The 26,174-nt window shown below is 66.3% G+C and carries 24 protein-coding genes; 10 read left to right on the forward strand and 14 right to left on the reverse strand.

Features of this window, described 5'->3' with window-relative positions; translation table 11 throughout:
* From J3R73_RS04505 to J3R73_RS04530, 6 genes are read right to left on the reverse strand one after another with little or no spacing between them, the layout of a single operon-like run.
* Positions 1 to 936 (reverse strand): serine hydrolase, encoded by a 936-nt coding sequence (locus J3R73_RS04505; RefSeq protein ID WP_307422935.1) that lies wholly within the window; start codon positions 934 to 936, stop codon positions 1 to 3.
* A complete protein-coding gene (locus J3R73_RS04510) occupies positions 936 to 1,982 on the reverse strand; it encodes an ABC transporter ATP-binding protein (protein ID WP_307422938.1) in 1,047 nt (348 codons plus the stop codon). The genes J3R73_RS04505 and J3R73_RS04510 overlap by 1 nt, the downstream gene beginning before the upstream one ends.
* On the reverse strand, positions 1,979 to 2,965 hold the full coding sequence (locus J3R73_RS04515) for an ABC transporter ATP-binding protein (protein WP_307422941.1): 987 nt from the start codon (positions 2,963 to 2,965) through the stop codon (positions 1,979 to 1,981). Before J3R73_RS04515 ends, J3R73_RS04510 begins: the two co-directional genes overlap by 4 nt.
* On the reverse strand, positions 2,962 to 3,801 hold the full coding sequence (locus tag J3R73_RS04520) for an ABC transporter permease (protein WP_307422944.1): 840 nt from the start codon (positions 3,799 to 3,801) through the stop codon (positions 2,962 to 2,964). The genes J3R73_RS04515 and J3R73_RS04520 overlap by 4 nt, the downstream gene beginning before the upstream one ends.
* Positions 3,798 to 4,739 carry an ABC transporter permease gene (locus tag J3R73_RS04525; protein WP_307422947.1) on the reverse strand — a complete coding sequence of 314 codons (942 nt, stop codon included), beginning with the start codon at positions 4,737 to 4,739 and terminating at the stop codon, positions 3,798 to 3,800. Before J3R73_RS04525 ends, J3R73_RS04520 begins: the two co-directional genes overlap by 4 nt.
* A 60-nt stretch (positions 4,740 to 4,799) precedes the next feature.
* The gene (locus J3R73_RS04530) at positions 4,800 to 6,326 is read right to left on the reverse strand and encodes an ABC transporter substrate-binding protein (protein WP_307422949.1); all 1,527 of its coding nucleotides are present in this window, start codon (positions 6,324 to 6,326) and stop codon (positions 4,800 to 4,802) included.
* Between the two features lie 190 nt (positions 6,327 to 6,516).
* Between J3R73_RS04530 and J3R73_RS04535 the strand changes: the two genes are divergently transcribed.
* From J3R73_RS04535 to J3R73_RS04575, 9 genes are all read left to right on the forward strand, one after another.
* Positions 6,517 to 7,389 carry a LysR family transcriptional regulator gene (locus J3R73_RS04535; RefSeq protein WP_307422952.1) on the forward strand — a complete coding sequence of 291 codons (873 nt, stop codon included), beginning with the start codon at positions 6,517 to 6,519 and terminating at the stop codon, positions 7,387 to 7,389.
* Between the two features lie 353 nt (positions 7,390 to 7,742).
* Positions 7,743 to 9,614, forward strand: a complete 1,872-nt coding sequence (locus J3R73_RS04540) for a hypothetical protein (protein ID WP_307422955.1) — start codon at positions 7,743 to 7,745, stop codon at positions 9,612 to 9,614.
* Positions 9,614 to 10,060 (forward strand): hypothetical protein, encoded by a 447-nt coding sequence (locus tag J3R73_RS04545; RefSeq protein ID WP_307422960.1) that lies wholly within the window; start codon positions 9,614 to 9,616, stop codon positions 10,058 to 10,060. The genes J3R73_RS04540 and J3R73_RS04545 overlap by 1 nt, the downstream gene beginning before the upstream one ends.
* Positions 10,061 to 10,217: 157 nt before the next feature.
* The gene (locus tag J3R73_RS04550) at positions 10,218 to 11,201 is read left to right on the forward strand and encodes an acyltransferase family protein (protein ID WP_307422963.1); all 984 of its coding nucleotides are present in this window, start codon (positions 10,218 to 10,220) and stop codon (positions 11,199 to 11,201) included.
* Between the two features lie 1,056 nt (positions 11,202 to 12,257).
* Positions 12,258 to 12,782, forward strand: coding sequence for a glycoside hydrolase family 108 protein (locus J3R73_RS04555; protein WP_307422968.1), 525 nt, complete (start codon positions 12,258 to 12,260; stop codon positions 12,780 to 12,782).
* 54 nt (positions 12,783 to 12,836) lie between these two features.
* Positions 12,837 to 13,235 carry a hypothetical protein gene (locus tag J3R73_RS04560; RefSeq protein ID WP_307422971.1) on the forward strand — a complete coding sequence of 133 codons (399 nt, stop codon included), beginning with the start codon at positions 12,837 to 12,839 and terminating at the stop codon, positions 13,233 to 13,235.
* 7 nt (positions 13,236 to 13,242) lie between these two features.
* Positions 13,243 to 13,464 (forward strand): hypothetical protein, encoded by a 222-nt coding sequence (locus J3R73_RS04565; protein ID WP_307422973.1) that lies wholly within the window; start codon positions 13,243 to 13,245, stop codon positions 13,462 to 13,464.
* Positions 13,461 to 13,910: a hypothetical protein gene (locus J3R73_RS04570; protein ID WP_307422975.1), complete on the forward strand. Its 450-nt coding sequence runs from the start codon at positions 13,461 to 13,463 to the stop codon at positions 13,908 to 13,910. Before J3R73_RS04565 ends, J3R73_RS04570 begins: the two co-directional genes overlap by 4 nt.
* A 203-nt stretch (positions 13,911 to 14,113) precedes the next feature.
* Entirely contained in the window at positions 14,114 to 16,894 is a 2,781-nt protein-coding gene (locus J3R73_RS04575; RefSeq protein ID WP_307422977.1) for a carbohydrate-binding protein, read from the forward strand.
* Between the two features lie 12 nt (positions 16,895 to 16,906).
* On the opposite strand, the gene scpA is transcribed toward J3R73_RS04575, so the two are convergent.
* A complete protein-coding gene (gene scpA, locus J3R73_RS04580; protein ID WP_307422978.1) occupies positions 16,907 to 19,048 on the reverse strand; it encodes a methylmalonyl-CoA mutase in 2,142 nt (713 codons plus the stop codon).
* Between the two features lie 72 nt (positions 19,049 to 19,120).
* Positions 19,121 to 19,471: a hypothetical protein gene (locus J3R73_RS04585; RefSeq protein ID WP_307422981.1), complete on the reverse strand. Its 351-nt coding sequence runs from the start codon at positions 19,469 to 19,471 to the stop codon at positions 19,121 to 19,123.
* Between the two features lie 78 nt (positions 19,472 to 19,549).
* On the opposite strand from J3R73_RS04585, the gene J3R73_RS04590 reads away from it, so the two are divergent.
* Positions 19,550 to 20,635 carry a glycosyltransferase family 4 protein gene (locus tag J3R73_RS04590; RefSeq protein ID WP_307422983.1) on the forward strand — a complete coding sequence of 362 codons (1,086 nt, stop codon included), beginning with the start codon at positions 19,550 to 19,552 and terminating at the stop codon, positions 20,633 to 20,635.
* 136 nt (positions 20,636 to 20,771) lie between these two features.
* On the opposite strand, the gene J3R73_RS04595 is transcribed toward J3R73_RS04590, so the two are convergent.
* From J3R73_RS04595 to hutC, 6 genes are all read right to left on the reverse strand, one after another.
* A complete protein-coding gene (locus J3R73_RS04595; RefSeq protein WP_307422987.1) occupies positions 20,772 to 20,960 on the reverse strand; it encodes a hypothetical protein in 189 nt (62 codons plus the stop codon).
* A gap of 380 nt (positions 20,961 to 21,340) precedes the next feature.
* A complete protein-coding gene (locus tag J3R73_RS04600) occupies positions 21,341 to 22,123 on the reverse strand; it encodes an ABC transporter ATP-binding protein (protein WP_307422989.1) in 783 nt (260 codons plus the stop codon).
* 10 nt (positions 22,124 to 22,133) lie between these two features.
* Positions 22,134 to 22,976 carry an ABC transporter permease gene (locus tag J3R73_RS04605; protein ID WP_370879842.1) on the reverse strand — a complete coding sequence of 281 codons (843 nt, stop codon included), beginning with the start codon at positions 22,974 to 22,976 and terminating at the stop codon, positions 22,134 to 22,136.
* A 48-nt stretch (positions 22,977 to 23,024) separates the two neighbouring features.
* The gene (locus J3R73_RS04610) at positions 23,025 to 24,035 is read right to left on the reverse strand and encodes an ABC transporter substrate-binding protein (protein ID WP_307422992.1); all 1,011 of its coding nucleotides are present in this window, start codon (positions 24,033 to 24,035) and stop codon (positions 23,025 to 23,027) included.
* Positions 24,036 to 24,215: 180 nt separating this feature from the next.
* Complete coding sequence (locus tag J3R73_RS04615; RefSeq protein ID WP_307422995.1) at positions 24,216 to 25,361, reverse strand: alpha-hydroxy acid oxidase; 1,146 nt, start codon at positions 25,359 to 25,361, stop codon at positions 24,216 to 24,218.
* 72 nt (positions 25,362 to 25,433) lie between these two features.
* Complete coding sequence (gene hutC / locus J3R73_RS04620; protein WP_307422998.1) at positions 25,434 to 26,165, reverse strand: histidine utilization transcriptional repressor HutC; 732 nt, start codon at positions 26,163 to 26,165, stop codon at positions 25,434 to 25,436.
* Positions 26,166 to 26,174: the final 9 nt, after the last annotated feature.

The following is a 26,174-nucleotide window of genomic DNA, read 5'->3' on the forward strand; positions in this document are numbered from 1 at the left end:
CTATGAGGCGGCCACCAGCTCCGCCGCCTTGCGGCCGATGAAGGGCATGATCTTCGGGTCGGCCGAGATCCGTTCGCCCTGGGTGAAGGCGACCAGGGTGAAGCGCCGGCCCGTCGGCAGCGCGACATGGATGGCGTCGTGGCGGCGGTAGCTCGCCAGGGGATCGCGCGTCCATCCGGTCCAGCCGGCCTTCGACCAGAATTCAGCGCCTTCCGGTAGATCGGCTCCCATATAGTTGAGCACCTGCGCCCCGGACGTCTGCACGAAGGCCTTGTCGCGCGGCCGGTAGAGATAGTCCGCCATCGCCTGCGAGCGCTGGGGCGAGACCATGCTCCCGTCCATGATCCGGGCCATCATCGAGGCGGCGGCGTCGGTCGTGAGGCGGTTGTGGTTGTTGCCGCCGAGGCGCACGAAGGTCTTTTCCCGGCCGTAGCGATCGTCGTCCATCAGTTTCTGCGAGACGTTGATGCCGGCGAACTCCGGCAGGCCGAACCCCTGGAAATAGGCATTGATCGAGTTGCGGGCCTCGATCCATGCCGGCATCTCCGCGGGATCGAGATCGGTGTCGCCCGTCGTGCCGGTCAGGACGTCGATGATGTAATTGGTCGCGGTGTTGCTCGACCATTTGATCATGTCGTGCATGGCGCGATCGAGTTCCGCCGTCTCGGCGACGCGGCCTGCTTCGAAAGCCGCCTGCGCCGCGACGAGGTAGAACATCTTGACGACGCTGCAGGGATAGAAAGGCTCCCCGCCGCGGTAGGAATAACCCTCGGGCAGAGTCGCGCCTTCGCCGAAGGCCCTGCCCGCGGCCGGGTGGAGCAGCATCGTGAGGGCGAACCTGTCCGCATCGAGGCCGTGCTCGCCGAACCGCTCCAGCGTCGCTCGCACGATCTCCTCGCCGATCGCGTCGATCGGCGCCGATTTCCGGAAGAACATCAGTCGATTTCCTGTGTTGGGTGGGTCGCGCCCCCGGCAAATGCGAATTGCGTGGAGGCCGCCGGATTGAGGCAGCGGACGGCGTGCTCGCCGATCTCCGGGAGCAGGGCAGGATGCCGCATGCCGCATGCCTCGACGACATGGGGGCATCGGGTCGAGAAGCTGCAGCCCTCGGGCGGGTGGAGGGGATCGGGAAGCTCGCCCGCAAGGCTCGGGACGTTGGTGCGAAGCCGCGGATCCGGCATCGGGATCGCCGCGAGAAGGCCGCGGGTGTAGGGATGCTCGGGCCGGCCGAACAGCGTCTCGGTCACGGCGGTTTCGACGACCTCGCCGAGATACATCACCGCGATGCGGTCGCTGATGTGACGGACCACGTTGAGGTCGTGGGCGATGAAGATGATCGCGATGCCGAGACGGGCGCGCAGATCTTCGAGGAGGTTGATGATCTGGGCCTGCACCGAGGCGTCGAGGGCCGAAACCGGCTCGTCGGCGACCAGCAATTGCGGCTCGACCGCCAGGGCGCGGGCGATGCTGATGCGCTGGCGCTGGCCGCCGCTGATGGCGTGGGGCAGCCTGTCCTTGAGGAGCGGCGTCAGCCCGACCATCAGCAGCAATTCGTCGACCCTCTCGCGGCGCTCGGCGGCATCGCCGGCGAGGCCGTGGACATGGAGGACCTCCTCCAGCATCTGCCCGAGCGACATGCGCGGATTGAGCGAGGCATAGGGATCCTGGAACACCATCTGGATGCGCCGTGCCCGTTCCCGGCGGCTCCGCATGGCCGACAGGCTTTCGCCCTGCCACAAGAGGTCGCCCTGGTCCGGCGTTTCCAGTCCGGCGAGGCAGCGGCCGAGCGTGCTCTTGCCGCAGCCGGATTCGCCGACGATGCCGAGGATCTCGCCGGGCTGCACGGTGAGCGAGACGTCGCGCAGGGCCTGCAGGCGCTGCCTGGGCGCGCCGGTGAGGAGATCCCGGCTGTTGCGCGGCAGGACGAAGGTCTTGGACAAATGGCGGACCGAGAGGAGCGGCGCGGAGGAGGGGAGGTTCATGCCAGCTCTCCGATCCTCAGGCATGCGCCGGCATGGCCCGGCTCGATCGCCACGAGCGGCGGCTGCGTGCTCTCGCAGGCCGGCACGGCATGGCGGCAGCGCGGATGGAAGCGGCATCCGGGCGGCGGCGAGGCGAGGTTGGGCGGGGCGCCCCCGATCGGCTGCAGCCGGCCCGAGCGGCCCGCATGCGCCGGCAGCGCGTTGAGGAGCGCCCGCGTATAGGGATGCGCGGGATTGGCGAAGAGCCGGTCCGTTTCGGCGAGCTCGACGATGCGGCCGGCATACATCACGCCGACGCGGTCGCAGGTCTGGGCGACGACGCCGAGATCGTGGGTGACGAAGAGCACCGCCATGCCGGTTTCGGCGCGCAGCGCCAGGATGAGCTTGAGGATCTGGTCCTGCACGGTGACGTCGAGCGCCGTCGTCGGCTCGTCGGCGATGAGCAGCTTCGGGCGGCACGCCAGGGCGATGGCGATGAGGACGCGCTGGCGCATGCCGCCGCTGAAGGCATGCGGATAGGCTTCGAGGCGGCGCTCCGGCGCGGTGACGCCGACCGATTTCAGAAGATCGATCGCCCGCGTCCGCGCCTGGCGGGCGGTGAGCTTCTCGTGGCGGCGCAGCCCTTCCTCGATCTGGCGCCCGATGCGCATCGTCGGGTTCAGCGCCGACATCGGGTCCTGGAAGATCATGGCGATCTGGCTGCCGCGGATGTCGACGAACTCCCTCGGCGCGAGCCGGGCGAGGTCGCGACCGCCGAAGGCGATCATGCCTTCGATCGATGCCGGCCGCGCGCCGCCGAAGAGCTGGATCAGCGAGCGGCAGGTGACGCTCTTGCCGCAGCCCGATTCGCCGACGAGGCCGAAGATCTCGCCCTGGCGGATGGCGAAGCTGACGCCGTCGACGGCGGTGACCGCATGCGGCGGCTTGCCGAAGGTCACGCGCAGGTCTTCGACCGCGATCGCGATATCGTTGGCCCCGCTCATGCCTTCGGCCTCAGGAAATCGTCCAGCCCGTCGCCGATCAGGGTGAAGGTGACGCCGACGAAGATGATGGCGAGGCCGGGGAACAGCGAGATCCACCAGCCGTCCTGGATGAAATTGCGGCCGTCGGCGATCATCACGCCCCATTCCGGCGTCGGCGGCTGGATGCCGAGGCCGAGGAAGCCGAGGGAGGTGACGCCGAGGATGGTCAACACGACATCCGCCATCATGAAGACGATCGCCGGGGTGATCACGTTGGGCAGGACATGGCGCAGCATGATGCGGGCATGGCTGTAGCCGAGCACCGAGACGGCCTGGGTATATTCGAGCCGCCGCGCCAGCAGGACCTCGCCCCTGACGATGCGGGCGAAGGAGATCCACACCACCAGCGAAAAGGCCAGGTAGATGTTGGTCGTGCTCGGGCCGAGCGCCCCGACGATGCTGATGACCAGCACATAGAAGGGAAATGCCCAGAGGATGTCGACGAAACGCATGATCAGGAGATCGATCCAGCCGCCGAAATAGCCGGAGACGAGCCCGATCGAACTGCCGATCAGGAAGGGCAGCAGCACGCAGATCGAGACGACCTGCATGTCGACCTGGCCGGCCGCGACCACCCGCGCCAGCACGTCGCGGCCGAGATCGTCGGTTCCGAACCAATGCTGCAGGGTCGGGGCCTGCAGCACATTGCCGAAATCGAGCTCGAGCGGATCATAGGGCACCAGCGAGGGCCCGAGGAGGCTGGCGACGGCGATCATCGCCAGCATGAGGAGCCCGACCTGCAGGCTGCGGTTGCGCGCGAAGCGCCGTATCGTCTCCTCGCCGACGAGCCGCCTCATGACAGGCTCACGCGCGGATCGACGATGGAATAGGCGATGTCGGCAAGCAGGTTGATCAGCACGACGAGGACGGCGAAGGTGACCGTCAGCCCCTGGACGAGAGGATAGTCGCGCGCGCTGATCGAGGAGACGAGCAGCGAGCCGAGGCCGGGAATGCCGAACACCGTCTCGATCACCACCGTGCCGCCGATGACCCAGGACGTATGGACGGCCAGCACCGAGATCGTCGAGGTCAGCGAGTTGCGCAGCACGTGGCGCCAGATCACGGTGCCTTCCGGCAGGCCCTTGGCGCGCGCGGTATCGACATAATCGGCGCCGAGCACCGCGATGACCGAGCTGCGCAGCGAGCGGATGGTCAGGGCCGCGGTGCCGAGCGCGATGATGATCGCAGGCAGCGTGAGATGATGCAGCCGGTCGAGCCAGTCTTTGCCGTAGCCCGACACGGGAAACACCGGAAAGACGATCGACAGCAGCAGGACGAGCAGCACGCCGAGCCAGAAGGGCGGCATCGACATGGCGGCGACGAAGAAGAACTTCACGGCGTGATCGGCGAGGCTGTTGCGGCGCACCGCGGTGTAGAGGGCGAGCGGCACCGTCATGATCAGCGCGAAGACGGTGCTGAGCCCGACGAGCGCTAGCGTCGGCCACAGTCTTTCGATCAGCAGCGGGCCGATCTGCGTCTTGTAGGCAATGGAGCGGCCGAAGCTGCCTTGCACGATGTCACTGAGGAAGGAGAGATATTGCAGCCAGAGCGGCCGGTCGAGGCCGAGCTGCCGGGTGAGCGCGGCGATGTCCTCCGGCGTGCCGCGACTGCCCAGCATCAACGTCGCCGGATCGCCCGGCATCACCCGCAGCAGCAGGAAGGCGACGAGCGTGATGCCGAGGAGCACGGGGATCAGCTGCAGCAGGCGCGAAAGGCTGAAGAAGACGACGTTCATGATGGGTTCCGGGCAACGGCACGCGTCCCACCGTCCGGCGGGACACGCGCCATGCTGCCTCTACTTCACGACGACGTTCTTGAGCGAATAATTCGCCGTCGGCAGCACCTCGAAGCCGCTGACGTTCTTGCGGGCCGCATAGGGCGCATTCGGCGTGTAGAGGAAGATGAAGGGCGCGCCGTCATGCACGATCTGTTCGATCTCCTGGAACTGCTTGCCGCGCTCCGGCCCGTCCGGCGTCGCCCGTTCGGCCGCGTAGAGCTCGTTGACCCGGTCGCTCTTCCACTGCGTGTGGAAGGCATTGGCCCGTTCGGGATTGACGGCGGTGAAGCCGACCAGCTGGTCGGGATCGATGGTGTCGCTGGTGGCGTAGCTCAGCGACATCTCGTAATTGCCGCTCTTGGTGGTGCTGAACTGCGAGCTGTCCTCGATCGTCTGCAAGGCGACGTCGACGCCGATCTTCTTGAGCGAGGCCTGGATCGCGCTGGCGACCTGGCGCTCGGTGGCGTCGCCGGCCGAAACGAGCATGCTGGTCTTGAAGCCGTCGGGCACACCGCCTTCGGCCAGCAGCGCCTTCGCCTTGGCGAGATCGAGCGGATAGGGCTTCAGCGCGCTGTCGTGATAGGCCATGACGGGAATGGAGGAGGTCGCCGGCTTGGCGTTGCCGCGCAGGATGCCCTTGACGATCGCCGCCTTGTCGAGCGCGTAGTTCAGCGCCTGGCGGACCGCCTTGTTGTCGAAGGGCTTGCGGGTGGTGTTGAGCTGCACGAGATCGATGCGGAAAACCGGCGCGACGCCGACCTGGACGTCCGGATCCGATTTGAGGCTCTCGGCCTGGTTGAAGGGCACGTTGATGATGGCGTCGAGCTCGCCGGCCTTCAGCTTCAGGACGCGCGAATTGTCCTCGGGCACGACCTCGATGGAGGCGCCGTCGATCGCCGGTTTGCCCTTCTCCCAGTAATTCGGGTTCTTCTCGAGTTCCTGGCCCTGGCCACGGCTCCAGGATTTGAGCACGAAGGGGCCGGAGCCGATCGGATGGTCGAAGAAGGCGGCGCCCTGAGCCTCGACGAGCTTGGCCGGCAGGATCGAGGCGCTGAACAGCGCGAGATTGTTCAGGATCGGCGTGAACGGCTTGTCGAGCGTCATGACGATCGTGTGGTCGTCGACGACGTCGTAATGCGTGATCGGCTTGAAGAAGCGCGCCCATTCGGATTTCTCGCTGGAGGCCCGCTGGAGCGAGAAGGCGACGTCGGCCGCCGTGACCGGCTGGCCGTCGGAAAACTTGGCGTCGGGCCGCAGCTTGAAGCGGAATTGCTTGCCGTCGGGCGAAATCGTCCAGGATTCGGCGATGCCCGGCTCCAGCCTGGTGCCGTCCTCGCTCGGGCGGACGAGCTGGTCGTAGACCTGCAACTCCAGCCAGATGGAAGCATTGTCGCTCGATGCGATCGGGTCGATCGTCAGGGCATCGGCGAAAACCCCCAGGCGGAAGGTCGAGGCCTGGGCGGGCGCGAGCGTCGCGGCCGATACCATGAGGGCGCCGAGGAAGGCGCCTTTCAGGAATGGCACGGGAGCAGAGGCTTTGGACATGGATGGCTTCTCTTCTGGTTCCGCATGGCGGTTATGACGGCGTCCGGGAGATTGAGCGAGGCCTGTTGCAAACTGGGCCGTTCCCCGGATCATTCCTGTGAATTTCGTCAAAAGACGACGCCGGGTCAAAACGCATTATGGACGGTATCAATAACCTTGGGTTATGTGCAGGGGCAATCGGGAGAGGCCCATGCGGCTCCGTCACATCGAGGTTTTCCACGCCGTCAAGCAGACGGGCTCCATCAGCAAGGCGGCGGCCCTGCTCGGTGTCTCGCAGCCGGCGGCGAGCAAGGTCCTGCAGCACGCCGAGATCTCGCTCGGCTTCAAGCTGTTCGAGCGCGTGAAGGGTCGCCTGCAGCCGACAGTCGAGGCGGAGGTGCTGCATGTCGAGGTGGCGAAGCTGCATCGGGGGCTCGAGCAGCTCAGGACGCTGTCGGCGAATCTGCGCCGCTTTCCGGAGGGGCGGCTGCATATCGGCTGCCTGCCGAGCCTCGGGCTGTCGATCATGCCCCGGGTGATCGGGGCGTTCCGGCGCAACTATCCGGCGGTGACCTGCGAGGTCGAGACCGACCACATCGACGCCCTCGTCGCCGCCCTGCACGCGCGCCGGCTGGATTTCGCCGTGACGCTGTTCCCGAGCGAGCATCCGGGATTGCGGACGCAGGTGCTCGCCGAAGTGGACCTCGTCCATTTCAGCGCCGTGCCGGGAGGGGACGTCCGCCTCACCGAGATCGACAGTTCCGAACTGGTCGGCATTTCGCGCAGCGACAAGATCGGCGACCTCATCGCCCGCAATCTCGAGGCAGCCGGCCATCCCTACAATCCGGCCGTCGAGGTGCAGACCTATTTCCTCGCCTGCGCCTTCGCGGCTGCCGGCGGGGGCGCCGCCATCGTCGACGAGCTGACGGCACGGAGCATGGCGAAGGACGGGCTTTTCCTGCGGCGGACGCAGCCGCGAATGTCGGTGGAACTCGCCTTCCTCACCCATGAGGCGCATACCGCGCGGGGCTTCTATACCGATTTCATCCGTATCCTGAAGGCAGCCGTCCAGGCCAGCCGCTGATTATTTCTGCGCTCGCGTTGACTCGCTTCGTGGGCAGATGTTATCTTTTAAGAACGATAGAGATTTGTGCCCCGGTCTGCTTTCAGCGGCCGGGGCTTTATTTTGACCCGAGCCTTTCAGGCTCGAGGAAAACGGGTTTCATCTTGGAAAGGGGCTTTTCCGCGCCCCGTTGAACTTCGTCGAAGGGGGGGCGGCCTCGCAGGCGTCCGCATTTCCGCTTCCTTCGACGCATTCCACCCGGACGATGGTCCCCGACCATCGCAGTCCCCGCACGCGCACGCCCTGTTCCGCGCAACGACATCCCGCACCCCTGTCTTTCCCTTCCACTCGCGACCTGGGTTCCCGAGGCATCGATGTCCATTACGACCAACGACAATCGCCGCTCCTATGGCGGCGACGGGCTGAACACCGCCTTCGCCTTTTCCATTCCCTTCACCGCAGCCTCCGACCTGGTGGCGCTGCTGCGCGCGCCCGACGGCACCCAAACCCTCCAGGTGCTCGGCACCGACTATACGGTCTCCGGCGCCGGCAACCCGGCCGGCGGCACGGTGACGTTCACGACGGCGCCGGCCTCCGGCGTCACCGTAGTGATCTACCGCGACGTGCCGCTGACGCAGCCCATGAACCTGCAGGACGGCGGACCGCTGCCGGCGGCGACGGCGAACGGCGCCTTCGACCGGCTCACCATGATGATGCAGCGGCTCTATGAGCGGGTCGCCCGCGGCATCACCCTGCGCGAGACCGACACGCCCGGCGCCGGCACGCTCGATGCCGGCGGCAACGAACTCGCCAACCTTGCCGACGGCACGCAGACCTCCAGCGCCGTGACGGTCGGCCAGCTGGCGGCGGTCACGCCCGTGCTGGACGGCCTGGCGGCGGCCGCGCAGGCTTCGGCGGATAGCGCCGCTTCGTCGTCGGCAACGGCCCAGGGCGCGGCCTCCGCCGCTTCCGGGAGCGCGGCGAGCGCTTCGGCGGCGGCATCGAGCGCGGGGACATCGGCGACGAATGCGGGGGCCTCCGCTACAGCCGCCGCCGCGAGCGCGGCACAGTCGAGGATCAGCTGGAAGGGGCAATGGGCCACCGGCACGGCCTATGCCGTGGCGGACGCCGTGCAGAACGGCGGCTCGTCCTATTTCTGCATCCTCGCCCACACGGCGGGTTCGACCACGCAGCCGGGCGTCGGCGCATCCTGGCAGACGGCCTGGAGCCTGATGGCGGCCAAAGGCACGGCGGGCACCGGCACGGGCGACATGCTGGCCGCGACCTATGACCCGCAGGGCAAGGCCGCCGATGCGTTCAACCGGACCAACCATACGGGAACGCAGGCGATCAGCACCGTCGCCAACCTGCAATCCTCGCTCGACGCGAAGGCCGCGACCACGGCCGTGGGGTTCTTCTCCAAGCTGGTCGAAACCATCAAGACCGCCGACTATACGGTGACCACGGCCGACGCCGGCGGCATGCTCGTCGCCAACAAGGCGAGCGCGATCACCTTCACGCTGCCGACGGCCGCTTCCGCCTCGGGCGAGGCCTTCTTCTTCCGCAATATCGGCGCCGGCGCACTGACCCTGGACGGCAACGGCAGCGAGACGATCGAGGGCGCCACGACACTCGCCCTGCCGCAGGGCACCGAAGCCATGCTGTGGTCCAACGGCACCGCCTGGCGCGCCGCCGTCACGCCCCGCGCAGCGACCACGACGGAGGCCCAGGGCGGGACGGCCACGGGTGTCTATATGGATCCGGCGGGGACGAAGGCGGCGATCAGCATTCTCGCGTCCTCGGCTCCGGATGTCTGGGTGCGTGAAGAGCAAGCATCAGGCACCGGCGGAGGCTCCTCGGTCACAGGTAGCGCCACAACGCGGACCCTTAACACGGTGAAGCGGAATGTCCTGTCGGGTGCGTCACTCGCCTCCAACCAAGTCACGCTGCCGGCTGGCACGTATTTCGCGACATGGGCAGCGCCGGGCTACAAGTGCCAGACCCATCAGAGTGTGCTCTACAATGTGACTGATGGAGCTGAAATCGGTCGCGGCCGGCATATGTATAGCGATCCGACCTACCTGGACATGGCAGCATCTGTCGGTGAGGCGGCGTTCACGATTAGCTCAGCCAAAGTGGTGCAGGTCAGACATCAGTTTTCACTCGCGACCACCAACGGACTTGGCGCCGCAAATTCTCTCGGTATCGAAATCTATACCGAACTCATGATCTGGAAGGTTCCGTAATGAAATATGCCTTACTCAGCAACGGCGTGGTGGACAACATCGCGTACGAATCATTCCCCGGCTATGTAGAGGCCTCGGATATGGTCTTCGGAGGATTCACGCAGAACGGTGACGGAACCTTCTCGCCGCCAGCCATCCCAGCCGCCCTGTTGCCCACGCTCGACGACGTCAAGGCCGAATGCAAACGCCGCATTCTCGCTGTGGCGTCGCTTGAGGCGCAGTCTAACATCAACGGCTATGTGAACAACATCAATGCGATGGTGGCGACCGGCGGCACGCTTACGACCGACGAGCATGCCGACCTGCTGCTGTTCAACCGGGCGATGCGTTGGATTGCGGCGATGCGCACCGCCTGCCCCGCCCTGGTCGGCGTTGCGGATTACACCGCGGACAGCCATTGGCCCGCGCTCGACGCCGATCTCGCCGCCTTCGCTCAGAGGTTTTGACGCTGCGGTGCCCTGATCTTTGCGGAAGAAGCGCGCTTCTTGCTGTTGATCCATCGGCGACAATTGTCTAGCATCTCCGTATGCGCTATGGGAACGAAGGAATTAAAGCAACGGAACTGGGGCATAGCCGTTAAGAACTATGCGGGGTGCAGCCTTCATGAAAAAAGGGAAGATTGACGCAATTCAGGCGTTGCGCGGGGTGGCGGCACTGATGGTCGTGGCTAGGCATTCCTGGGAATCCTTCAACATCGGTGGTGCCGGCGTAGATCTATTCTTCGTGATCTCTGGATTTACGATGGTCTATGCGTCCAAGCCGATGTTTGGATCCGGTAGGTCGATATTTCCCTTTATCGAAAGAAGATTGATACGAATTTATCCGGTCTATTGGGCGGCTACGGCCTTAATCATTTTGCTGCTCGGCCTTCCGGACATGCCCAATCTCATCGGGTCTATACTTCTCATCCCCCTGGCGGATCGACCTATTATCAATCCAGGCTGGACGCTCATATACGAGGTGTTCTTCTACGCAATATTTGCCGCCATGCTCTGCTTGCCTATGAGACAGGCAGCGGCGGCCGTGATAGGCGCTTTGCTCCTGGTGACGGTCGTGGGCCCATATGTGCCTTTTATAAGCGCCTATGCGGACCCGATCGTGTTGGATTTTGCGGCAGGGGTCCTGCTTGGAGTCGCCTATTGCGAAGGGGCCCGATTGACGCGCTTACCCGCGAATTACCTCCTGCTGGCCGGTATCTTGATGGTTGGTCTGATAGCCTTGCTGGGCGAGTTCAATGGACAGATCTGGCTACGGCTGATCGCCTGGTGCCTACCTGCGACCTTGATCTTCGTCGCCCTGGTCTTCGGCCCGGAAAGGAAGATTCTGAAGACCTTCGTTCTGCAGGGGCTGGGGGAGGCATCCTATTCGATCTATGTATTCCACTGGGTCGTGTATCGTGGGTTTCTCTCGGCCCCGCACCATCGCCCTGCAACCTTCATCACATCGATATTCCTCGGGCTCGGCTTCTTCTTTGCCTTCGAGCGGCCTGTCCTGGCCTTTCTGCGAACGCGGTTTGCCCGCTTGCAACCCTACCCGCAGGCCTCTCAGGCACCGGCAACCGCCATAGCGCCGGCGGTTATCGATTAGCTAGCCTGAAATCCCAGGTTTCTTTCCTGTGCGTCGCTTCTCAGGCGTTTGGGGCCCTGCTCTGCCGGGGAGGGGCTGCCAAGAATTTCCTGATCCAGGACTTTATGCGGCGAGAAAGCTTCTTTCGCCGAACGTATCCTTCGGCATCCCTCGAAAGCATCTTTCTTTCTTTTTCAGACGACCTCTCGAAGATGTCGGTATGCTTGTCAAAAGTCAAAATATTGGACTGATCGCCTCTGCGATAAATATTAGGAAGATTACGAGATTTTTCTAATGGCACTACTGTATCTGGGGTCACCAGCCAGGCCCCATAACCTTGCCGGAGGCACCATTGCGATAGGCTGTCCGGCCCAGATTCGAACTCCCACGACTCCTCTTTGCTGTTACAGCCATGCGGGTATCTGTGCATCCTCTCGCACCGCACAAAGAAGCCGGTTCCTCGGATATGCGGATTGCGCTCGAATGAACTCGTCGAACCGTACAGACCGTCTCCGAATTTCGTCCTGGCGTCGACAAATGCACGAAGCCAGCCACGTCTATTAAAATGGGCCCACGACGAAAAGCACATTATCCAATCGTCGGGCTTCATGAGATAGGCCGCGAATATATGCGCACCAATGTCCCACCCACTGGCGGGATATTCGATTACTTCGTGAGGGACATTTCGAAATATATCGGCTATTTCTGGAGTATATCCGCCATTGGAATTTACTAAAAACAGTCTGTGTTCATAGTCTGCGGGAAAATCGACGTATGTCTTCACAAATCGTTTAGCGGCGTCAATATATATTGCGGGCGTTGGAGCTCCGGGGGTGTTCCCCGCAATCACGAAAGTAATATTGATCATCACCATTCCCTCCGGGGCGAGCATCACTTGCCCGCCTCTATAGCACCAGTCGCGTCGCTACGCCCAGCCCTCTCCTGTCCGACAGCCCTCTCCTGTCCGGCAAGGTAGATGCGGCGCGGTTGCCGCTGGCCATTGGCCGTCCGCCGCCTGACGCCTTTCGCCCCGTCACCTTGTCGCCGCCTTCGGGCGGCTTTTTTATTGAGGCTCCCATGAGCGCAGAGAATTTCCAGCGCGCGCTTTCGCTCGTCCTGAAATCCGAGGGCGGCTACGTCAACAACCCGCGCGATCCGGGCGGGGCGACGAATTTCGGCATCACGCAGGCGGTTTACGACGGCTGGCGCGCCCGCAGGAACCAGCTGCGGCAGTCGGTGCGCAGCATCGGCATGGCCGACGTCACGGCGATCTACCGCGACCAATACTGGGATGCGATCCGTGGCGACGAGCTGCCGCCGGGCATCGACTATGCCGTGTTCGATGCGGCCGTGAACAGCGGGCCGGTGCAGGGTGTGAAATGGCTGCAGCGCGCGCTGCCGGCCTCGCCCGTCGACGGGCATATCGGGCTCGTCACCCTGGGCGCCGTCGCCGGCATCAACGACCGCGCCGCGCTGATCGAGCGTCTCTGCGCCCAGCGTCTCGGCTTCCTGCGCCGCCTCAAGCAGTGGCTGACCTTCGGCCGCGGCTGGTCGAACCGCATGGCGTCGGTGCAGGCGGCCGCCCTGGCGATGATCGGCTGATCGAAACCCGCGCCCGGCGGCTCCGGGCAAATCCCCGAAACAGAGATATCCCCCATGCTCTCCCGTCTTCTCGGGCTGGCGCTGCTCGCGCTCGCTCTGCCGCTCGGCGGCTGCTCGATCGTCGGCGGCATCGCCGCCGGCACCACGAACAACATCTCGCCCAAGGCCGTCTACACGCTGCGCAACGGCTATGACGCGGCCTTCCTGGCGCCGGCCGCCAACTACGCGCAGCTGCCGCGCTGCGCTGCCGATGCGCATTTCACGACCACGGCGCCGTGCTCCGAAGCGAGCGTCATCCGGCAACTCCAGAAGGTCGACAAGGTCGCCCAGAAGGCGCTCGACGACCTGCAGGCCTTCGTGATCGCCAATCCGAAGCTGGACGCCAGCGCGCTGTTCCAGGCGGCGCAGCTGGCGATCTCCAACGCCGAAACCGCCATCGCCCTTTACAAGTGAGGCTCCCATGTCCCCCGCAATTCTCGAATTCCTCCAGGCCGCTTCGGCCCTCATCCCGCTCATCGTCAAGGCGGGCGAGGACGTCACGCCCTTCATCGTCAACATCGTGTCGTCGGTGATGAACGGGAAGGACCCGACGGCCGAAGACTGGGCGGCCCTCCAGGCCAAGGAGAGCGCCCTGCGCGCCAAGCTGCAGAACGCCCTCGATGACGACGGAGCCGCGGCATGATCACGGCATCGCTCGCCTCCCTCGCCGCCGGGCCGGACACCACCGTCTCGGCCGGCCCGCTGTTCCAGATCGTCGAGCCCTATCTCGTGTCGGGCCTCGGCGCGCTCGTCACGGCGCTGATCGCCTGGGCAGCGTCGGCCCTCCAGCGCTGGACCGGCGTGAAGATCGACCAGGCGCACCGCGAAGCGCTCCACAGCGCGGCGATGACCGGCGTGAACATGGCGCTGTCCCGCCTCGGTGCCACCGCCAATAGCCTCACGATCGACACCAGGTCGGCGGTGATCGCGCAGGCCGTCGCCTGGATGGAAAAGAGCGTGCCCGGCGCGCTGGCGCATTTCGGGATGACGCCCGGCAGGCTGGCCGACCTCGTCGAATCGAAGATCGGTTTGCTCGCCCAACCTGCGGCGGCGCGGGCCGGCACGATGTCGGCGATCAAGACGCGGTAACGCCTCATCCGCGACGAAATCCTGCGGAGCCCGCCGCTCCGCCTCGTCGTCCTCACCGACACCGCGTGACAATGATCCCGGGCGGCTCGCCACGCTTTCGCTGGTGGCCGCATCGGTGACGGCGCCTTATATGCGGGCGCACCGGCGTTGCCTTGACCGTTGATCGCAAACACCATTGAGGGGGAGGCATCGGGAGGAAAGACATGCAGGATATCGTCGCCCCGAGGCTTCCAGTTCTCGTCCCATCCGAGCCCGCGCCGGCGTGGTTTGCGTCTCCTTCCACGGCATTCTGGCCTTCGACCTATTGGTTCTGGCACAATATCCCGTCGCGCGCGGTGATCGCGGCGCAGCTGGGCGCGATGCTCGATGCCGGGTTCCGCACCGTGCTGATCCAGGCGAGGCTCGCTTTTCCGCGCGAGCTCTATCTCGGCGAGGACCATCTCGACGCCTATCGCTTCGCGGTCGGCGAGGCGAAGCGCCTCGGCATCGAGGTCGGCATCTATGACGACTACAGCTGGATGTCAGGCCATGCCGGTGGCCGGACGGTCGCCGGACATGACGCGCTGCGCGAGCGCCATCTGTTCTGGACCGAGGTGACCGGCGCGGACGGCCGGGCAAGCGTCGGCGGCATCGTCTCCTTCTTCATGGAGGGGCTGGGACGGGCCGGCATGGCATGGTGCTACGAGGAGGGCCGCGTCGCCTGGGACGAATGGCGCATCGTCTCGGCAGTCGCCTATCCGCCCGATATCGCCGATCCCGCGGTGGTCCGCGAGGTCACCGCCCGCTTTCTCGCGACCGGCGACGAGGGTTGCGAGATCCTCGCCGACATGGCGGAAGTGCCGCCGGACTGGCATGTCGCCGTCTTCGTGTCGGCCCGCTGCCGGACGTCGCGGCTGGTCAATTATCTGCTGCCGGAGACGGCGCGGCGATTCATCGAGGTGGGCTACGAGCCGTATCGCGCCGCGATCGGCGACTTCTTCGGCGATCCCGTCAAATACATGTTCTTCGACCATCCCTATTGCGGCTTCTACCGCTGGAAGCAGCATGCGGGCGATCTCGGCAACAGCCTGCTCCACGCCGACCGCCTCGTCGCGGCAGCGGCCGGGCTCGGCGTGCCCTACGGCGTCGTCCTGCTGAGCCTGATCCGGCCGATAGGCCCGGCGACGACAGGGCTGCGCGCCGCCTATTTCGCGCTCTACAACGGCATGCTGCACCAGACGTTCCTCGGCGCGCTGTCGGCCTGGACGCGGCAGCACGGGCTCGGCCTCGCCGGCCACGAACTCCTCGCCCATGTCGGCGGCTGGGGACTGGCGGACGGCTTTCCCTCGCTCGACAGCCGCACGACGCTCGGCGTCGATTATTTCGGCGTCGAGGCCTTCCGCACCCACACCACGGTGGACGCCTCGAATTACGGGCCGCAGATCAGCGCCCGGATGGGGGATTCGGTGGCGCGCGCCAGCGGCCGTTCGCGCTGCATCGTCGAGCAATATTCGGCGGCGCGCGACCCCAGGGTGCCCTTCGCCGCGGGCCTGTGGGGGCTGACGCTCGAAGAAATCCGCGCCCAGGCGCTGCGCCACCACCTCTTCGGCGCGAGGCAGTTCCTGTTCCACGCCTTCTACCAGACGAGCGGAAGCGATGGGGACAGCGAGCCCTTCTCCAATCCGCGCTTCGATTTCCCGCCGGGCATCAATTTCGAGCCATGGTTTCCCCTGTTCGCGGATTTTGCGGCCGAGAGCGCCCGTCTTTCGGCGTTCATGGAGGATGCCGCGCCGCTGCGGACGGTGGCGCTGGTCTATCCGCTCAGCACGATCTGGGCCGAGGGCGGCGGGCACCCCTGCAACACCCTGTTCGGCGCCTGGGCGCGCTTCCTGTCGGAAGAGGGCATCGGCTTCGACGTCGTCGACGACCGCGCGCTTGCCGGCGGCGTGATCGAGGAGGGCGGGCTTCGCCTGCGGTCGGGCGCCTACCGGCACATCATCCTGCCCGGCGCGGCCGTGCTGCCGGATGCGGCCACGCTGGCGGCCCTCGCGGCTTTCGCCGCCGGCGGCGGGCAGTTGACATTCGCCCGGCCTGTCCCGAACCGCCTGGCGGAGAGCCGGGAGGCCGGAGCCGAGCGCGGCCTGCCGCTTCCGCCGGGTTTCGCGGGCGAGGAGGCGACCGTTCCCGGCGCAGGCTGGCTCGCCGCGTTCCGCGCGGCGGCCTCCGTCTCTCCCGACATCGCTGTTACGGATGCGCTTCCCTTGTGGCGATGGGCCGGCGCGGAGGAGAGCGGCTGGCGCGTGGCCGCCTTCAACGACCAGGCTTGCGAGCGGCGGGTTTCGGTCACGCTGCCGGACGGCGCCTGCGCCGTCAGCCGCTGGAACCCGGCAGCCGGGACGATCGAAGCCGTTCCGCTCGAGGGCGGTGCCGGCGGCACGCGCGCGCTCACCTTCGCAATGGAGCAGAACGAGCTTCTCTGCCTGCGCATCGAGAAGGGCAGGGGGCGGCCGCCCTCGGTGACGGCGGCGGCACCGGCGGGAGACGCAGCGCCGGGCGACGGCTTCGCGGTCGCGCTGAAGGAGAACTGGACGCTGCGCTTCGACGACGCCGAGCCCGTGCCGGTCGAGGTCGATCGCGGCTGGGAACGCCAGGGCTTCCCGACCCTGTCGGGCGTCGGCCTCTATGCCTGCGCCTTCACCCTCGGCGATACCGGGGCCGGACCGGTCCCGCACGATGCGGCGTGGGAGCTGAACCTGCCCGCCCTGCGCGCGGGCGCCGCCGTGACGCTGAACGGCGTCTTCCTCGGGCGCCGCGCTTATGCGCCCTATCGCTATCCCATCCCGCGCGGCCTCCTCACGGCCGGGCCCAACGTCCTCGGCATCGAGGTCTTCAGCACCGCCGCCAACGAGTTCTACGCCGGCACGCCCTACCAGCCGGACGGGCCGGAGGCTTCGGGCCTCCTGGCGCCGCCGGTGCTCGCATGCCGCGCGAGGCTCGGGGGATAAGGGGGCGCCAGCTCACTGGTTGCGGGGGCGGCCTTCCAGGAGGTCGAGCACGGCGCGGGCGGCGTCGAGCACCGGCGTGCCGGGGCCGAAGACCGCCGCGACGCCGTGATCGAGGAGGAACTCGTAGTCCTGCCGCGGCACCACGCCGCCGCAGATCACCAGGACATGTGCCGCGCCCTTCTCCTTCAAGGCGTCGACGAGCTGCGGCAGAAGCGTCTTGTGCCCCGCGGCGAGGGAGGAGACGCCGACGACGTCGACCTTGGCGGCGATGGCCTGGTCGGCCGCTTCCGCGGGCGTCTGGAACAAGGGACCGACCAGCACCTCGAAGCCGATGTCGCCGAAGGCCGAGGCGATGATCTTGGCGCCGCGGTCATGGCCGTCCTGGCCGAGCTTGGCCACCATGATCCTCGGCCGCCGGCCCAGCGTGGCGGCGAAATCCCCGAGGCGGGACACCAGCATGCGGTATTCCGGCTCGTCCGCATAGGAGCGGCCGTAGACGTCGTGCACCACTTCGGGTGTCGCGGTGTGGTCGCCGAAGGCCCGCCGCATCGCGTCCGAGATCTCGCCGACGGTCGCGCGGGCGCGGGCCGCCGCCACCGCCGCTTCCAGGATGTTGCCCGTTCCGGTACGGGCGACAGTTTCCAGCGCGGCGAGGGTGGCCGCGACCGCGCCGGGATCGCGCAGGCGCCTGGTCCGGTCGATCCGCTCGATCTGCGCCTGCCGCACCGCGCTGTTGTCGATCTCCAGGATGCCGATCGCATCCTCCTGCTCGAGGCGGTATCTGTTGACGCCGACGATGACCTCCTCGCCCTTGTCCACCGCCGCCTGCCGGCGCGTCGCCGCCTCCTCGATCAGGCGCTTGGGCCAGCCGCTGGCGACGGCCTGCGTCATGCCGCCCCTGGCTTCGACCTCCTCGATCAGCGCCCACGCCTTGTCGGCCAGCTGGCTCGTGAGGCTTTCGACATAATAGGAGCCCGCCAGCGGGTCGACCACGCGGGTGACGCCGGTCTCGTGCTGCAGGATGAGCTGCGTATTGCGCGCGATGCGGGCCGAGAACTCCGTCGGCAGGGCGATCGCCTCGTCGAACGAATTGGTGTGCAGCGACTGCGTGCCGCCCAGGGTGGCCGCGAGCGCCTCATAGGCGGTGCGCACGATGTTGTTGTAGGGGTCCTGTTCCTGCAGCGACACGCCGGACGTCTGGCAATGCGTGCGCAGCATCAGCGATTCGGCCTTGCGCGGCTGGAATTCCTCCATGATGCGCGACCACAGGAGGCGTGCCGCGCGCAGCTTGGCCGCCTCCATGAAGAAGTTCATGCCGATGGCGAAGAAGAAGGAGAGCCGCCCGGCGAAGGCGTCGACGTCGAGCCCCTTGCGGATGGCGGCCCGGACATATTCCCGCCCGTCGGCGAGGGTGAAGGCGAGCTCCTGCACCAGCGTCGCTCCGGCCTCCTGCATGTGGTAGCCGGAGATCGAGATCGAATTGAACTTCGGCATCTCCCGCGCCGTATAGTCGATGATGTCGGCGACGATGCGCATCGAAGGTTCGGGCGGGTAGATATAGGTGTTGCGGACCATGAACTCCTTGAGGATGTCGTTCTGGATGGTACCCGAGAGCTTGGCCCGCGGCACGCCCTGCTCCTCGCCGGCGACGATGAAGCCGGCGAGGATCGGGATCACCGCGCCGTTCATGGTCATGGAGACCGACATCTCCGCCAGGGGGATGTCTTCGAAGAGGATCTTCATGTCCTCGACCGAATCGATGGCGACGCCGGCCTTGCCGACATCGCCGACGACGCGGGGGTGGTCGCTGTCATAGCCGCGATGGGTGGCGAGATCGAAGGCGACGGACAGGCCCTTCTGCCCGGCGGCAAGCGCCTTGCGGTAGAAGGCGTTGGAATCCTCCGCCGTGGAGAAGCCCGCATATTGGCGGATCGTCCAGGGCCGTCCGGCATACATGGTGGCGCGCGGGCCGCGCACGAAGGGCTTCAGGCCGGGAAGCGTGCCGAGATGGCCGGCATCCTCCAGATCCGCTTCGGTGTAGACCGGCTTGATGTCGATGCCTTCGGGCGTGTGCCAGACCAGGGTGTCGGGCGAGGCCTTGAGTTCCCGCTCGGCGAGCTTGCGCCAGTCGTCGCGTTTATCGTCTTCGGCCATGTCGGTCCTCGTCCTGGGACGGCTTGCGGGAGCACGGACATGCCGTCCGCATCCATCTGCGCGCGTGCCGATTCAAAGCGCGGACATCGAGACATGCAGGGATGTCGCGATGTCCGCGCTCCGGATCTGCCACCCTGTTTCCCGCGATCGGCGCCCGTCCGCAATCGGAAATTCACTCTTTGCGGCGGCGATGCCGTTTGAGCGCCAAAATATCGATTTCACCCCCTTGATCGCCGAAAAACTGTTCTCTAGCTTGCTTGCGCTTCTGCCAATCAACCGGTGGCAGCTCGTCACATCATGTCCTGCCCCTCGAGGATCTGCATGCATCGCCGCCAGCTGCATGGGCGCCCGCACCATGCGCTGAAAGCCTGCCGTTCGCTCGCCTGTGACAGCGCGCAGTGAGATGGGCTCTTCATCTGTCATGCGTTTTCAGACGGTTTCGTCGCGGGCGCATCGCGGTGGCGTTTCGTTGTCGATGCTTCATTCCCAAGAGGATTACCTGTGAAAATAGCCCAGATCGCTCCCCTCGCCGAGCGCTGCCCGCCGAGGCTCTACGGAGGGACCGAACGGATCGTCTCCTACCTGACGGAGGAACTCGTCCGCCAGGGGCACGAGGTCACGCTGTTCGCGAGCGGCGATTCGATGACGAGCGCGCAACTGGTGCGTTGCTCCGAGCAGGCGCTGCGTCTCGACGCGTCGGTGAAGGATCCCATTCCCTCCCACCTGATCATGCTCGACGAAGTGCGCCGGCGGGCGGATGATTTCGACGTGCTGCATTTCCACACCGACCTGCTGCATTTCCCTCTCATCCGGGACTTTGCCGACCGCACCGTGACCACGCTGCATCTGCGCCTCGATTCCTCCGACCTTCCCCCCTTCTACACCGCCTTCCGCCATGTTCCGCTGGTGTCGATCTCCGACGCCCAGCGCACGCCGATGCCGGCGGTGACCTGGGCCGGGACCGTCCTGCACGGCCTGCCCTCCGATACGCTGCCATTCTCCGCGAACCCCCAGGGCGACTATCTCGCCTTCCTCGGCCGCATCTCGCCTGAAAAGGGCCCGGACCGCGCCATCCGGATCGCGAGCCTCGCCGGCATGCCGCTCAAGATGGCGGCGAAGATCGACAAGGCCGACCAGCCCTATTGGGAGGAGGTCGTCGCTCCCATGGTCGCCGCTCATCCGAATGTCGAGTTCATCGGCGAGATCAACGAGCACCAGAAGGCGGCCTTCCTCGGCAATGCCCGTGCGCTGCTCTTTCCGATCGACTGGCCCGAGCCTTTCGGCCTGGTGATGATCGAGGCGATGGCGTGCGGCACGCCCGTGATCGCCTTCAATTACGGCTCGGTGCCGGAAGTCATCGACGACGGCGTGTCCGGCTTCATCGTCGACACCATCGAGGAAGCGGCCGCGCGCGTCGGCCGTATCGGCGAACTCGACCGGGCCGGCGTTCGCGGGCGCTTCGAGCAACGCTTCACGGTCGGGCGCATGGCGGAAGATTACGTCGCCATCTATCGCAGCCTGCCGGGCGTGCGCCGGGAAGCCGCCCGCCTCGCGCGCGCCGTCGAGGAGAATTTCGAACTGGCGTAAGCCTGCCACGAGGGCCGGCCAGAGAAAGGCATGATATCGCCGGGCGAGCCTGCCCGGCGTCACGGCGCACGCCATGGCCGATGCATGCGCGCCGGCCCTATCCGCTATCCGGCCGGACGAAGGTGGCCGGCCAGCCTCATTGGCGGTTGGTGATGGTCCGGAAGGCGCGCGCGGGCCAGGCGAGCGCATCGGGCAGCGCCTGCACGACGCTTGCGGTCAGGTCGGAGGCGGTCGAGTTGTTCCATTTGGACTGCACGGTGGGAGCAAGGGCGACGCCCACGCCGACCAGATAGACGATCACCAGCAGGGAAATTATTCCACGCATCGACAGGGTCTCCGAATGACGAGGGTACTCTCGCCGAGCACTATTTGCGCTGAACCCTCGCGACGGCGGGGCGGTTCCGCGCAGATGCGATTATCGAATCTACTTGTCCCGATCATGACGGCAATTTTCCGTCTCCCGCAAGGAGCAAATCTCTTCTTCCGCCGAGGGAGGATGCCTCGATCCCGCCTTCACCCGCCGATGCCGCTCGCAAAGAAAAAGCCCGGAGACGTCAACGATCCGGGCCGTCAAGTCGTGGGGGAGGACATGCATGTCGCAAAGACGCGCGGGCCGGCCGATGGTTCCTCGGGGATCGGGCGGAAACCGAAGGATCCTCGCATGGCCGGGGCCGGGGCCGGCGCCAGGCATCGGCGCGGCGATGGTCAGGCCGTCGCCGGCCGGCGCGAAGCCTCGCGGATCGCCTTGTGGACGCCGCGCTGCAGATCCATGAAGGCGGGCGTTTCCATCACCTCCTCGCGCCGCGGCCGCGGAATATCGACGTCGAAGGTCTGCATGATGCGGCCGGGGCCGATCCCCATCACCACGATACGGTCTGAAAGATAGACGGCCTCCTCGACGTCATGGGTGACGAAGAGGACGGTGAGCTTGTGCTCCTCCCAGATCTGGGTCAGCAATTCCTGCATCTGGTGGCGCGTCAGGGCATCCAGCGCGCCGAAGGGCTCGTCCATCAGCAGCATCTTGGGGCGGTAGGACAGGGCGCGGGCGATGGCGACGCGCTGCTTCATGCCGCCCGAGAGCTCGGAGGGATAGCGGTCCGCCGCATGCGGCAACTTGACCAGCTCGAGATGCTCGCGCGCGATGCGGCGGCAGTCGGCACGGCCGTGCCCGGCGGCCTTGAGGGCGAATTCGATGTTCTGCTGGGCGGTCAGCCACGGAAGCAGCGTGTAGGACTGGAAGACGACGCCGCGGTCGAGGCCCGGGGCGAGGATCGGGGCGCCGTCGATGGAAAGGTCCCCGGCGTCGAAATCCTGGAGGCCGGCGACGATGGACAAAAGCGTGCTCTTGCCGCAGCCGGACGTGCCGACCAGCGAGACGAATTCATTGTCGGCGAGGTCGAGATCGATGGCCCTGAGCACTTCCGTGCGCCGTTCTCCCGAGCCGAAACTCTTGTGGAGGCCGCCGATGTGCAATTTGGGAATCGTCATCGGGCCTGTCTCACTCCGAACGGCCGTCCTGGCGGAACAGCATCTTTTCGAGCGCCTTCATCACCTGGTCGGTGATGAGGCCGAGCACGCCGAGCAGCAGGATGTAGCCGATGATGGTGTTGGTCTGGAAATAGCGCTGGGACACGGTGATGCGATAGCCGAGGCCGGAGGTCGCGGCGACGAGTTCGGCCAGCACCAGCCAGGTCCAGGCCCAGCCGAGGCTGATGCGCAGCGTGTCCCAGATGCCGGGCAGGGCGCTCGGCACCACGATGCGCGTCAGGATCTTGCGGTCCGGCAGGCCCAGCGTCCGGCCCAGGCCGATGAAGTCCCTCGGCACACGCTTCACATTGTCCATGATCATCAGCACCTGCTGGAAGAAGGTGCCGATGAAGATGATCAGGAATTTCTGGCTGTCGCCGGTGCCGGCCCACAGGATGGACAACGGCACGAAGGCGACGACGGGCATGTAGCGGATGAAATCCACCAGCGGCTCGATCGCCGCCTCCCAGGCGCCGAAGCTGCCGATCAGCACGCCGATGGGAATCGCCAGCGCCGAGGCGATGAGAAAGCCGACGCAGATGCGGTAGATCGAGATGCCGAGATCGGTCCACAGCGTGCCGTCGGCCGCCAGCTTGGCGAGCTGGGCCGCCACGCCGCCGGGCGACGGCAGGAAGATCGGCGCCACCAGCCCGAAGGCGGTCGCCGCCCACCAGGCAAGGCCGAGGCCGGCGAACATGGCCACGGCGATCGTCAGGAAGCGGGACCGGGCAATCGGCACGCCGATCCCCGAGGAGCGGCGACGGCGCGGTGCCGGCCGGAGCAGCGGCTCCGATGCGGAGCGGGAAGAACTCATGTTACCGGGTTCTCCTCGGCCTCATGCCGCAACGGCGAGCCACATGCCTCACTGCGCCGCCTTGACGAAGTCGGGGTCGATCATCTGCTCGGCCGTCACGTCGGCCTGGAGGAGCTTGGCGTTCTTGGCGGCCGCCTCGACGTCGGCGAAGGTCTTGGTGGCGAAGTCGCCGGTCAGCGCCTTCTTGTTCTCGGCGAGCGAATAATAGCGCACGCCGTCGAAGGCGGTGTTGAGATCCTCGACGCTGGAGCCGACAGCCTTGGAGATGATGGCGCGGCCGTCCGGCGTGTTGGCGTTATAGGCCGCCAGCGCCGCATCCCAGGCCTTGACCATGGCGAGGACCTGGCCGGGACGCGCCTTGATCACTTCGTCCCGCACGACGAGGACGTCGCTGATGAGGCCCGGATCCTCGCTGGCGGTGAAGATCGAGGTGACATCCTTGTTCTGCGCCTTGGCGGTGGTGAGATAGGGCTCATAGGTCACCGCGACCGGCACGCGGCCGGCGATCAGCGCGCTGCCGGCATCGGCGGCCGGCATCGGCACCGGCTCGATGTCGGCTACCGACATGCCGTTCCTGGCGAGCGCATATTTCAGCAGGATGTCGCTGGTCGTGCCTTCCTCGAAGGCGACCTGCTTGCCCTTGATGTCCTTGATCGAGGTGATGCCCTTGCCGGCGATCATGGCGTCGGCCGTCATGCTGACGTCGAGCATCATCACGATCTTGATCGGCAGGCCGGCAGCGACCATGCCCATCGCCGTGTGGGTGGCGACGTTGGCGGCATCGAGCTGGCCGCTGGCGAGCGCGGCGCCGAGGTCCTTGTCCTCCGAGAAATTGACGATCTGCACGTCGGCGAGGCCGTTCGCCTTGAACATGCCCTTGGCCTGGGCGACGTGCCATTGGCCGTAGCCGAGCCAGGGCTCGATGCCGAGCTTGAACGAGCCCGCCTCGGGCGTCGCCGGAATGGCGGCATCGGCGGCATGCGCAGCCGGCCCGGCGGCGGCCACGCCGAGAGCGGCGGCCACCAGAAGCGCCCGGAACTGTCCTGAGAGATTTCGCATCGTCCTTGATCCCCTTGATGGCCGGAGCTTGCGCCGGAGCGCCCGGTCCGATGAAAAGGCGGGGCGCCTGCTCTCGCCCGCCCCGGCGTCTTGCCCGCGCCTTTCGTGAAAGTACAGCGGCATCTCAATGTCGGCGAGCGCGCGTGTCAAGATCAAAATCTATACATGCCTATACAACCATCAGGCCGGGCGGAGCACGGCGGCGCCCTTCGCCCTGAGTTCGTCGACGGAGGCGAGGCCCATCAGCGCCAGCGTGATGTCGGTCTCCCGGGCCAGGGCCTCGATGATGCGCGAGACGCCCGCCGTGCCCGCCGCAGCCAGTGCGAAGGCATAGGCGCGGCCGAGCAGGACGCCGGACGCTCCGAGCGCCAGCGCCTTGACGATGTCGGAGCCCCGGCGGAAGCCGCCGTCGATCAGGATCTCCAGGCTGCCGTCGAGCGCCGCGGCGATCTCCGGGAGCACCCCGATGGTCGAGGAGGCGCAGTCGAGCTGGCGTCCGCCGTGATTGGAGACGACGATGCCGTCGGCGCCCTCGTCCCGTGCGCGCAGGGCGTCCGCCGCCGCGAGGATGCCCTTGATGACGAGGCGGCCTTTCCAGCGCCCGCGCAGCCAGGCGACGTCCTGCCACGACAGGGTTTGGTCGATCCGGCTCGACAGGGCGGCGGCCTGGGCCAGCACGCCCCTGCCGAATTCGGGCTTGTGGCTGACGGCCCGCACCTGCGGCGCACCGTTGCGCATGAGGTCGAGGAACCAGGAGGGGCGGGCGAGGAACTGGGCGAGAAGGCCGGGGCTGAGCTTCGTCAGCGAGCGGAAGCCGTTGCGCACGTCCCGTTCCCGCACCGAGGTGATGGCGGTGTCCACGGTCAGGAACAGGGTGTCCACGCCGGCCCTCTCGGCCTCCGCCAGCAATTCCTCGCAGAAGGAGCGATCCTTGAGGATGTAGAGCTGGAACATCAGCGGCCCCGCCGTCTCCCGACGCAACTCGGCGATGGAGGCGATCGAGAAGCTCGACAGGCAGAGCGGCACCCCGGCGGCATGGGCGGCCTGCGTCGCCTGCTGCTCGCCCCGGCCCGCATAGAGGCCGAGGAAGCCGACCGGGCCGAGCATGAAGGGCAGGGGATGGCGAGAGCCGAGATAGGTCGTCGCCAGGTCCCGGCTGGCGGGATTGACGAGGACGCGCTGCACGAGGCGCCAGCGATCGAAGTCGGCCCGGTTGGCGCGGAGCGTCGCCTCGCCGAAGGCGCCGCCGTCGATATAGTCGAAGAAGATGCGCGGCAGCCGCCGGCGTGCGGCTTGGCGGGCATCTTCGACATTGATGAGTTCCATCGTTCTTTTCCCGTCCGCCGTCGCAGCCTCCTCGTTCCGGATCGACTGATCCGGAAAGGCCGCTCCGAGGCTTCATCCGTTCTTCTGGGGTGAGTAGCGGCTGCCGAGCGAATAGCGGCTGCCGGCATAGGTCAGCCTGCTGAGCGTGGCAACCGTCGTGCCTGTCCAGGTGCGCCGGTGCAGCAGCAGGCAGCAGCTGCCGACCTCGACGGCGAGGCGCGCCGCGGTCGCGGCGTCGGCGGGAACGGCGGAGATGATGTGCTCGACCTCGGTCGCCGGGGTCTTCTGCATCAGGTAGTCATAGGTCGCCATCCGCGCGAAGTCCTGCTTGTCGTAGTCGGGGACGAGGGCGGGGTTGACGAAACGCTCCTCGAGCTGGACAGGCACGTCGTTCTCGAAATGGACGACGATGGAATGGTAGATCGACGTGCGCCCGGCGAATTCGAAGGAAAGCATGATCTCCTTCGTCGGCCTGATCGCCTCGAGCGCGAGTACCTCGGACCGATGGCGATTGCCGCGCGCGGCGATCTCCGCCGCGATGTTGTTGATCTCGATAAGGGCCGATTGCGGCTTCGGCGGTGCGATGAACGTGCCCACGCCCTGGATGCGGATCAGGAGGCCGGCAGAGGTCAATTCCCTCAGGGCGCGATGGACGGTCATGCGCGACACGCCCAGCGAGGCGACCAGCTCGTTCTCCGATGGCAGCTTGCGGTCCTTGTTCCAGCGGCCCGCGCCGATATTGGTGAGGATATAGTCCTTCACCTTCTCGTAGAGAGGGCTGGCCGTTTCGGGCAGCATCGCCATCGTCGGGTC

Source organism: Labrys monachus, assembly GCF_030814655.1.
In the GTDB taxonomy this organism is placed as follows: domain Bacteria; phylum Pseudomonadota; class Alphaproteobacteria; order Rhizobiales; family Labraceae; genus Labrys; species Labrys monacha.

Excerpts from the sequence above, each read along its gene's own strand:
- J3R73_RS04505 (WP_307422935.1), bottom strand. The coding sequence starts at position 936 with ATGTTCTTCCGGAAATCGGCGCCGATCGACGCGATCGGCGAGGAGATC.
- J3R73_RS04510 (WP_307422938.1), bottom strand. The coding sequence starts at position 1,982 with ATGAACCTCCCCTCCTCCGCGCCGCTCCTCTCGGTCCGCCATTTGTCC.
- J3R73_RS04515 (WP_307422941.1), bottom strand. The coding sequence starts at position 2,965 with ATGAGCGGGGCCAACGATATCGCGATCGCGGTCGAAGACCTGCGCGTG.
- J3R73_RS04520 (WP_307422944.1), bottom strand. The coding sequence starts at position 3,801 with ATGAGGCGGCTCGTCGGCGAGGAGACGATACGGCGCTTCGCGCGCAAC.
- J3R73_RS04525 (WP_307422947.1), bottom strand. The coding sequence starts at position 4,739 with ATGAACGTCGTCTTCTTCAGCCTTTCGCGCCTGCTGCAGCTGATCCCC.
- J3R73_RS04530 (WP_307422949.1), bottom strand. The coding sequence starts at position 6,326 with ATGTCCAAAGCCTCTGCTCCCGTGCCATTCCTGAAAGGCGCCTTCCTC.
- J3R73_RS04535 (WP_307422952.1), top strand. The coding sequence starts at position 6,517 with ATGCGGCTCCGTCACATCGAGGTTTTCCACGCCGTCAAGCAGACGGGC.
- J3R73_RS04540 (WP_307422955.1), top strand. The coding sequence starts at position 7,743 with ATGTCCATTACGACCAACGACAATCGCCGCTCCTATGGCGGCGACGGG.
- J3R73_RS04545 (WP_307422960.1), top strand. The coding sequence starts at position 9,614 with ATGAAATATGCCTTACTCAGCAACGGCGTGGTGGACAACATCGCGTAC.
- J3R73_RS04550 (WP_307422963.1), top strand. The coding sequence starts at position 10,218 with ATGAAAAAAGGGAAGATTGACGCAATTCAGGCGTTGCGCGGGGTGGCG.
- J3R73_RS04555 (WP_307422968.1), top strand. The coding sequence starts at position 12,258 with ATGAGCGCAGAGAATTTCCAGCGCGCGCTTTCGCTCGTCCTGAAATCC.
- J3R73_RS04560 (WP_307422971.1), top strand. The coding sequence starts at position 12,837 with ATGCTCTCCCGTCTTCTCGGGCTGGCGCTGCTCGCGCTCGCTCTGCCG.
- J3R73_RS04565 (WP_307422973.1), top strand. The coding sequence starts at position 13,243 with ATGTCCCCCGCAATTCTCGAATTCCTCCAGGCCGCTTCGGCCCTCATC.
- J3R73_RS04570 (WP_307422975.1), top strand. The coding sequence starts at position 13,461 with ATGATCACGGCATCGCTCGCCTCCCTCGCCGCCGGGCCGGACACCACC.
- J3R73_RS04575 (WP_307422977.1), top strand. The coding sequence starts at position 14,114 with ATGCAGGATATCGTCGCCCCGAGGCTTCCAGTTCTCGTCCCATCCGAG.
- scpA (WP_307422978.1), bottom strand. The coding sequence starts at position 19,048 with ATGGCCGAAGACGATAAACGCGACGACTGGCGCAAGCTCGCCGAGCGG.
- J3R73_RS04585 (WP_307422981.1), bottom strand. The coding sequence starts at position 19,471 with ATGACAGATGAAGAGCCCATCTCACTGCGCGCTGTCACAGGCGAGCGA.
- J3R73_RS04595 (WP_307422987.1), bottom strand. The coding sequence starts at position 20,960 with ATGCGTGGAATAATTTCCCTGCTGGTGATCGTCTATCTGGTCGGCGTG.
- J3R73_RS04600 (WP_307422989.1), bottom strand. The coding sequence starts at position 22,123 with ATGACGATTCCCAAATTGCACATCGGCGGCCTCCACAAGAGTTTCGGC.
- J3R73_RS04605 (WP_370879842.1), bottom strand. The coding sequence starts at position 22,976 with ATGAGTTCTTCCCGCTCCGCATCGGAGCCGCTGCTCCGGCCGGCACCG.
- J3R73_RS04610 (WP_307422992.1), bottom strand. The coding sequence starts at position 24,035 with ATGCGAAATCTCTCAGGACAGTTCCGGGCGCTTCTGGTGGCCGCCGCT.
- J3R73_RS04615 (WP_307422995.1), bottom strand. The coding sequence starts at position 25,361 with ATGGAACTCATCAATGTCGAAGATGCCCGCCAAGCCGCACGCCGGCGG.
- hutC (WP_307422998.1), bottom strand. The coding sequence starts at position 26,165 with ATGGCGATGCTGCCCGAAACGGCCAGCCCTCTCTACGAGAAGGTGAAG.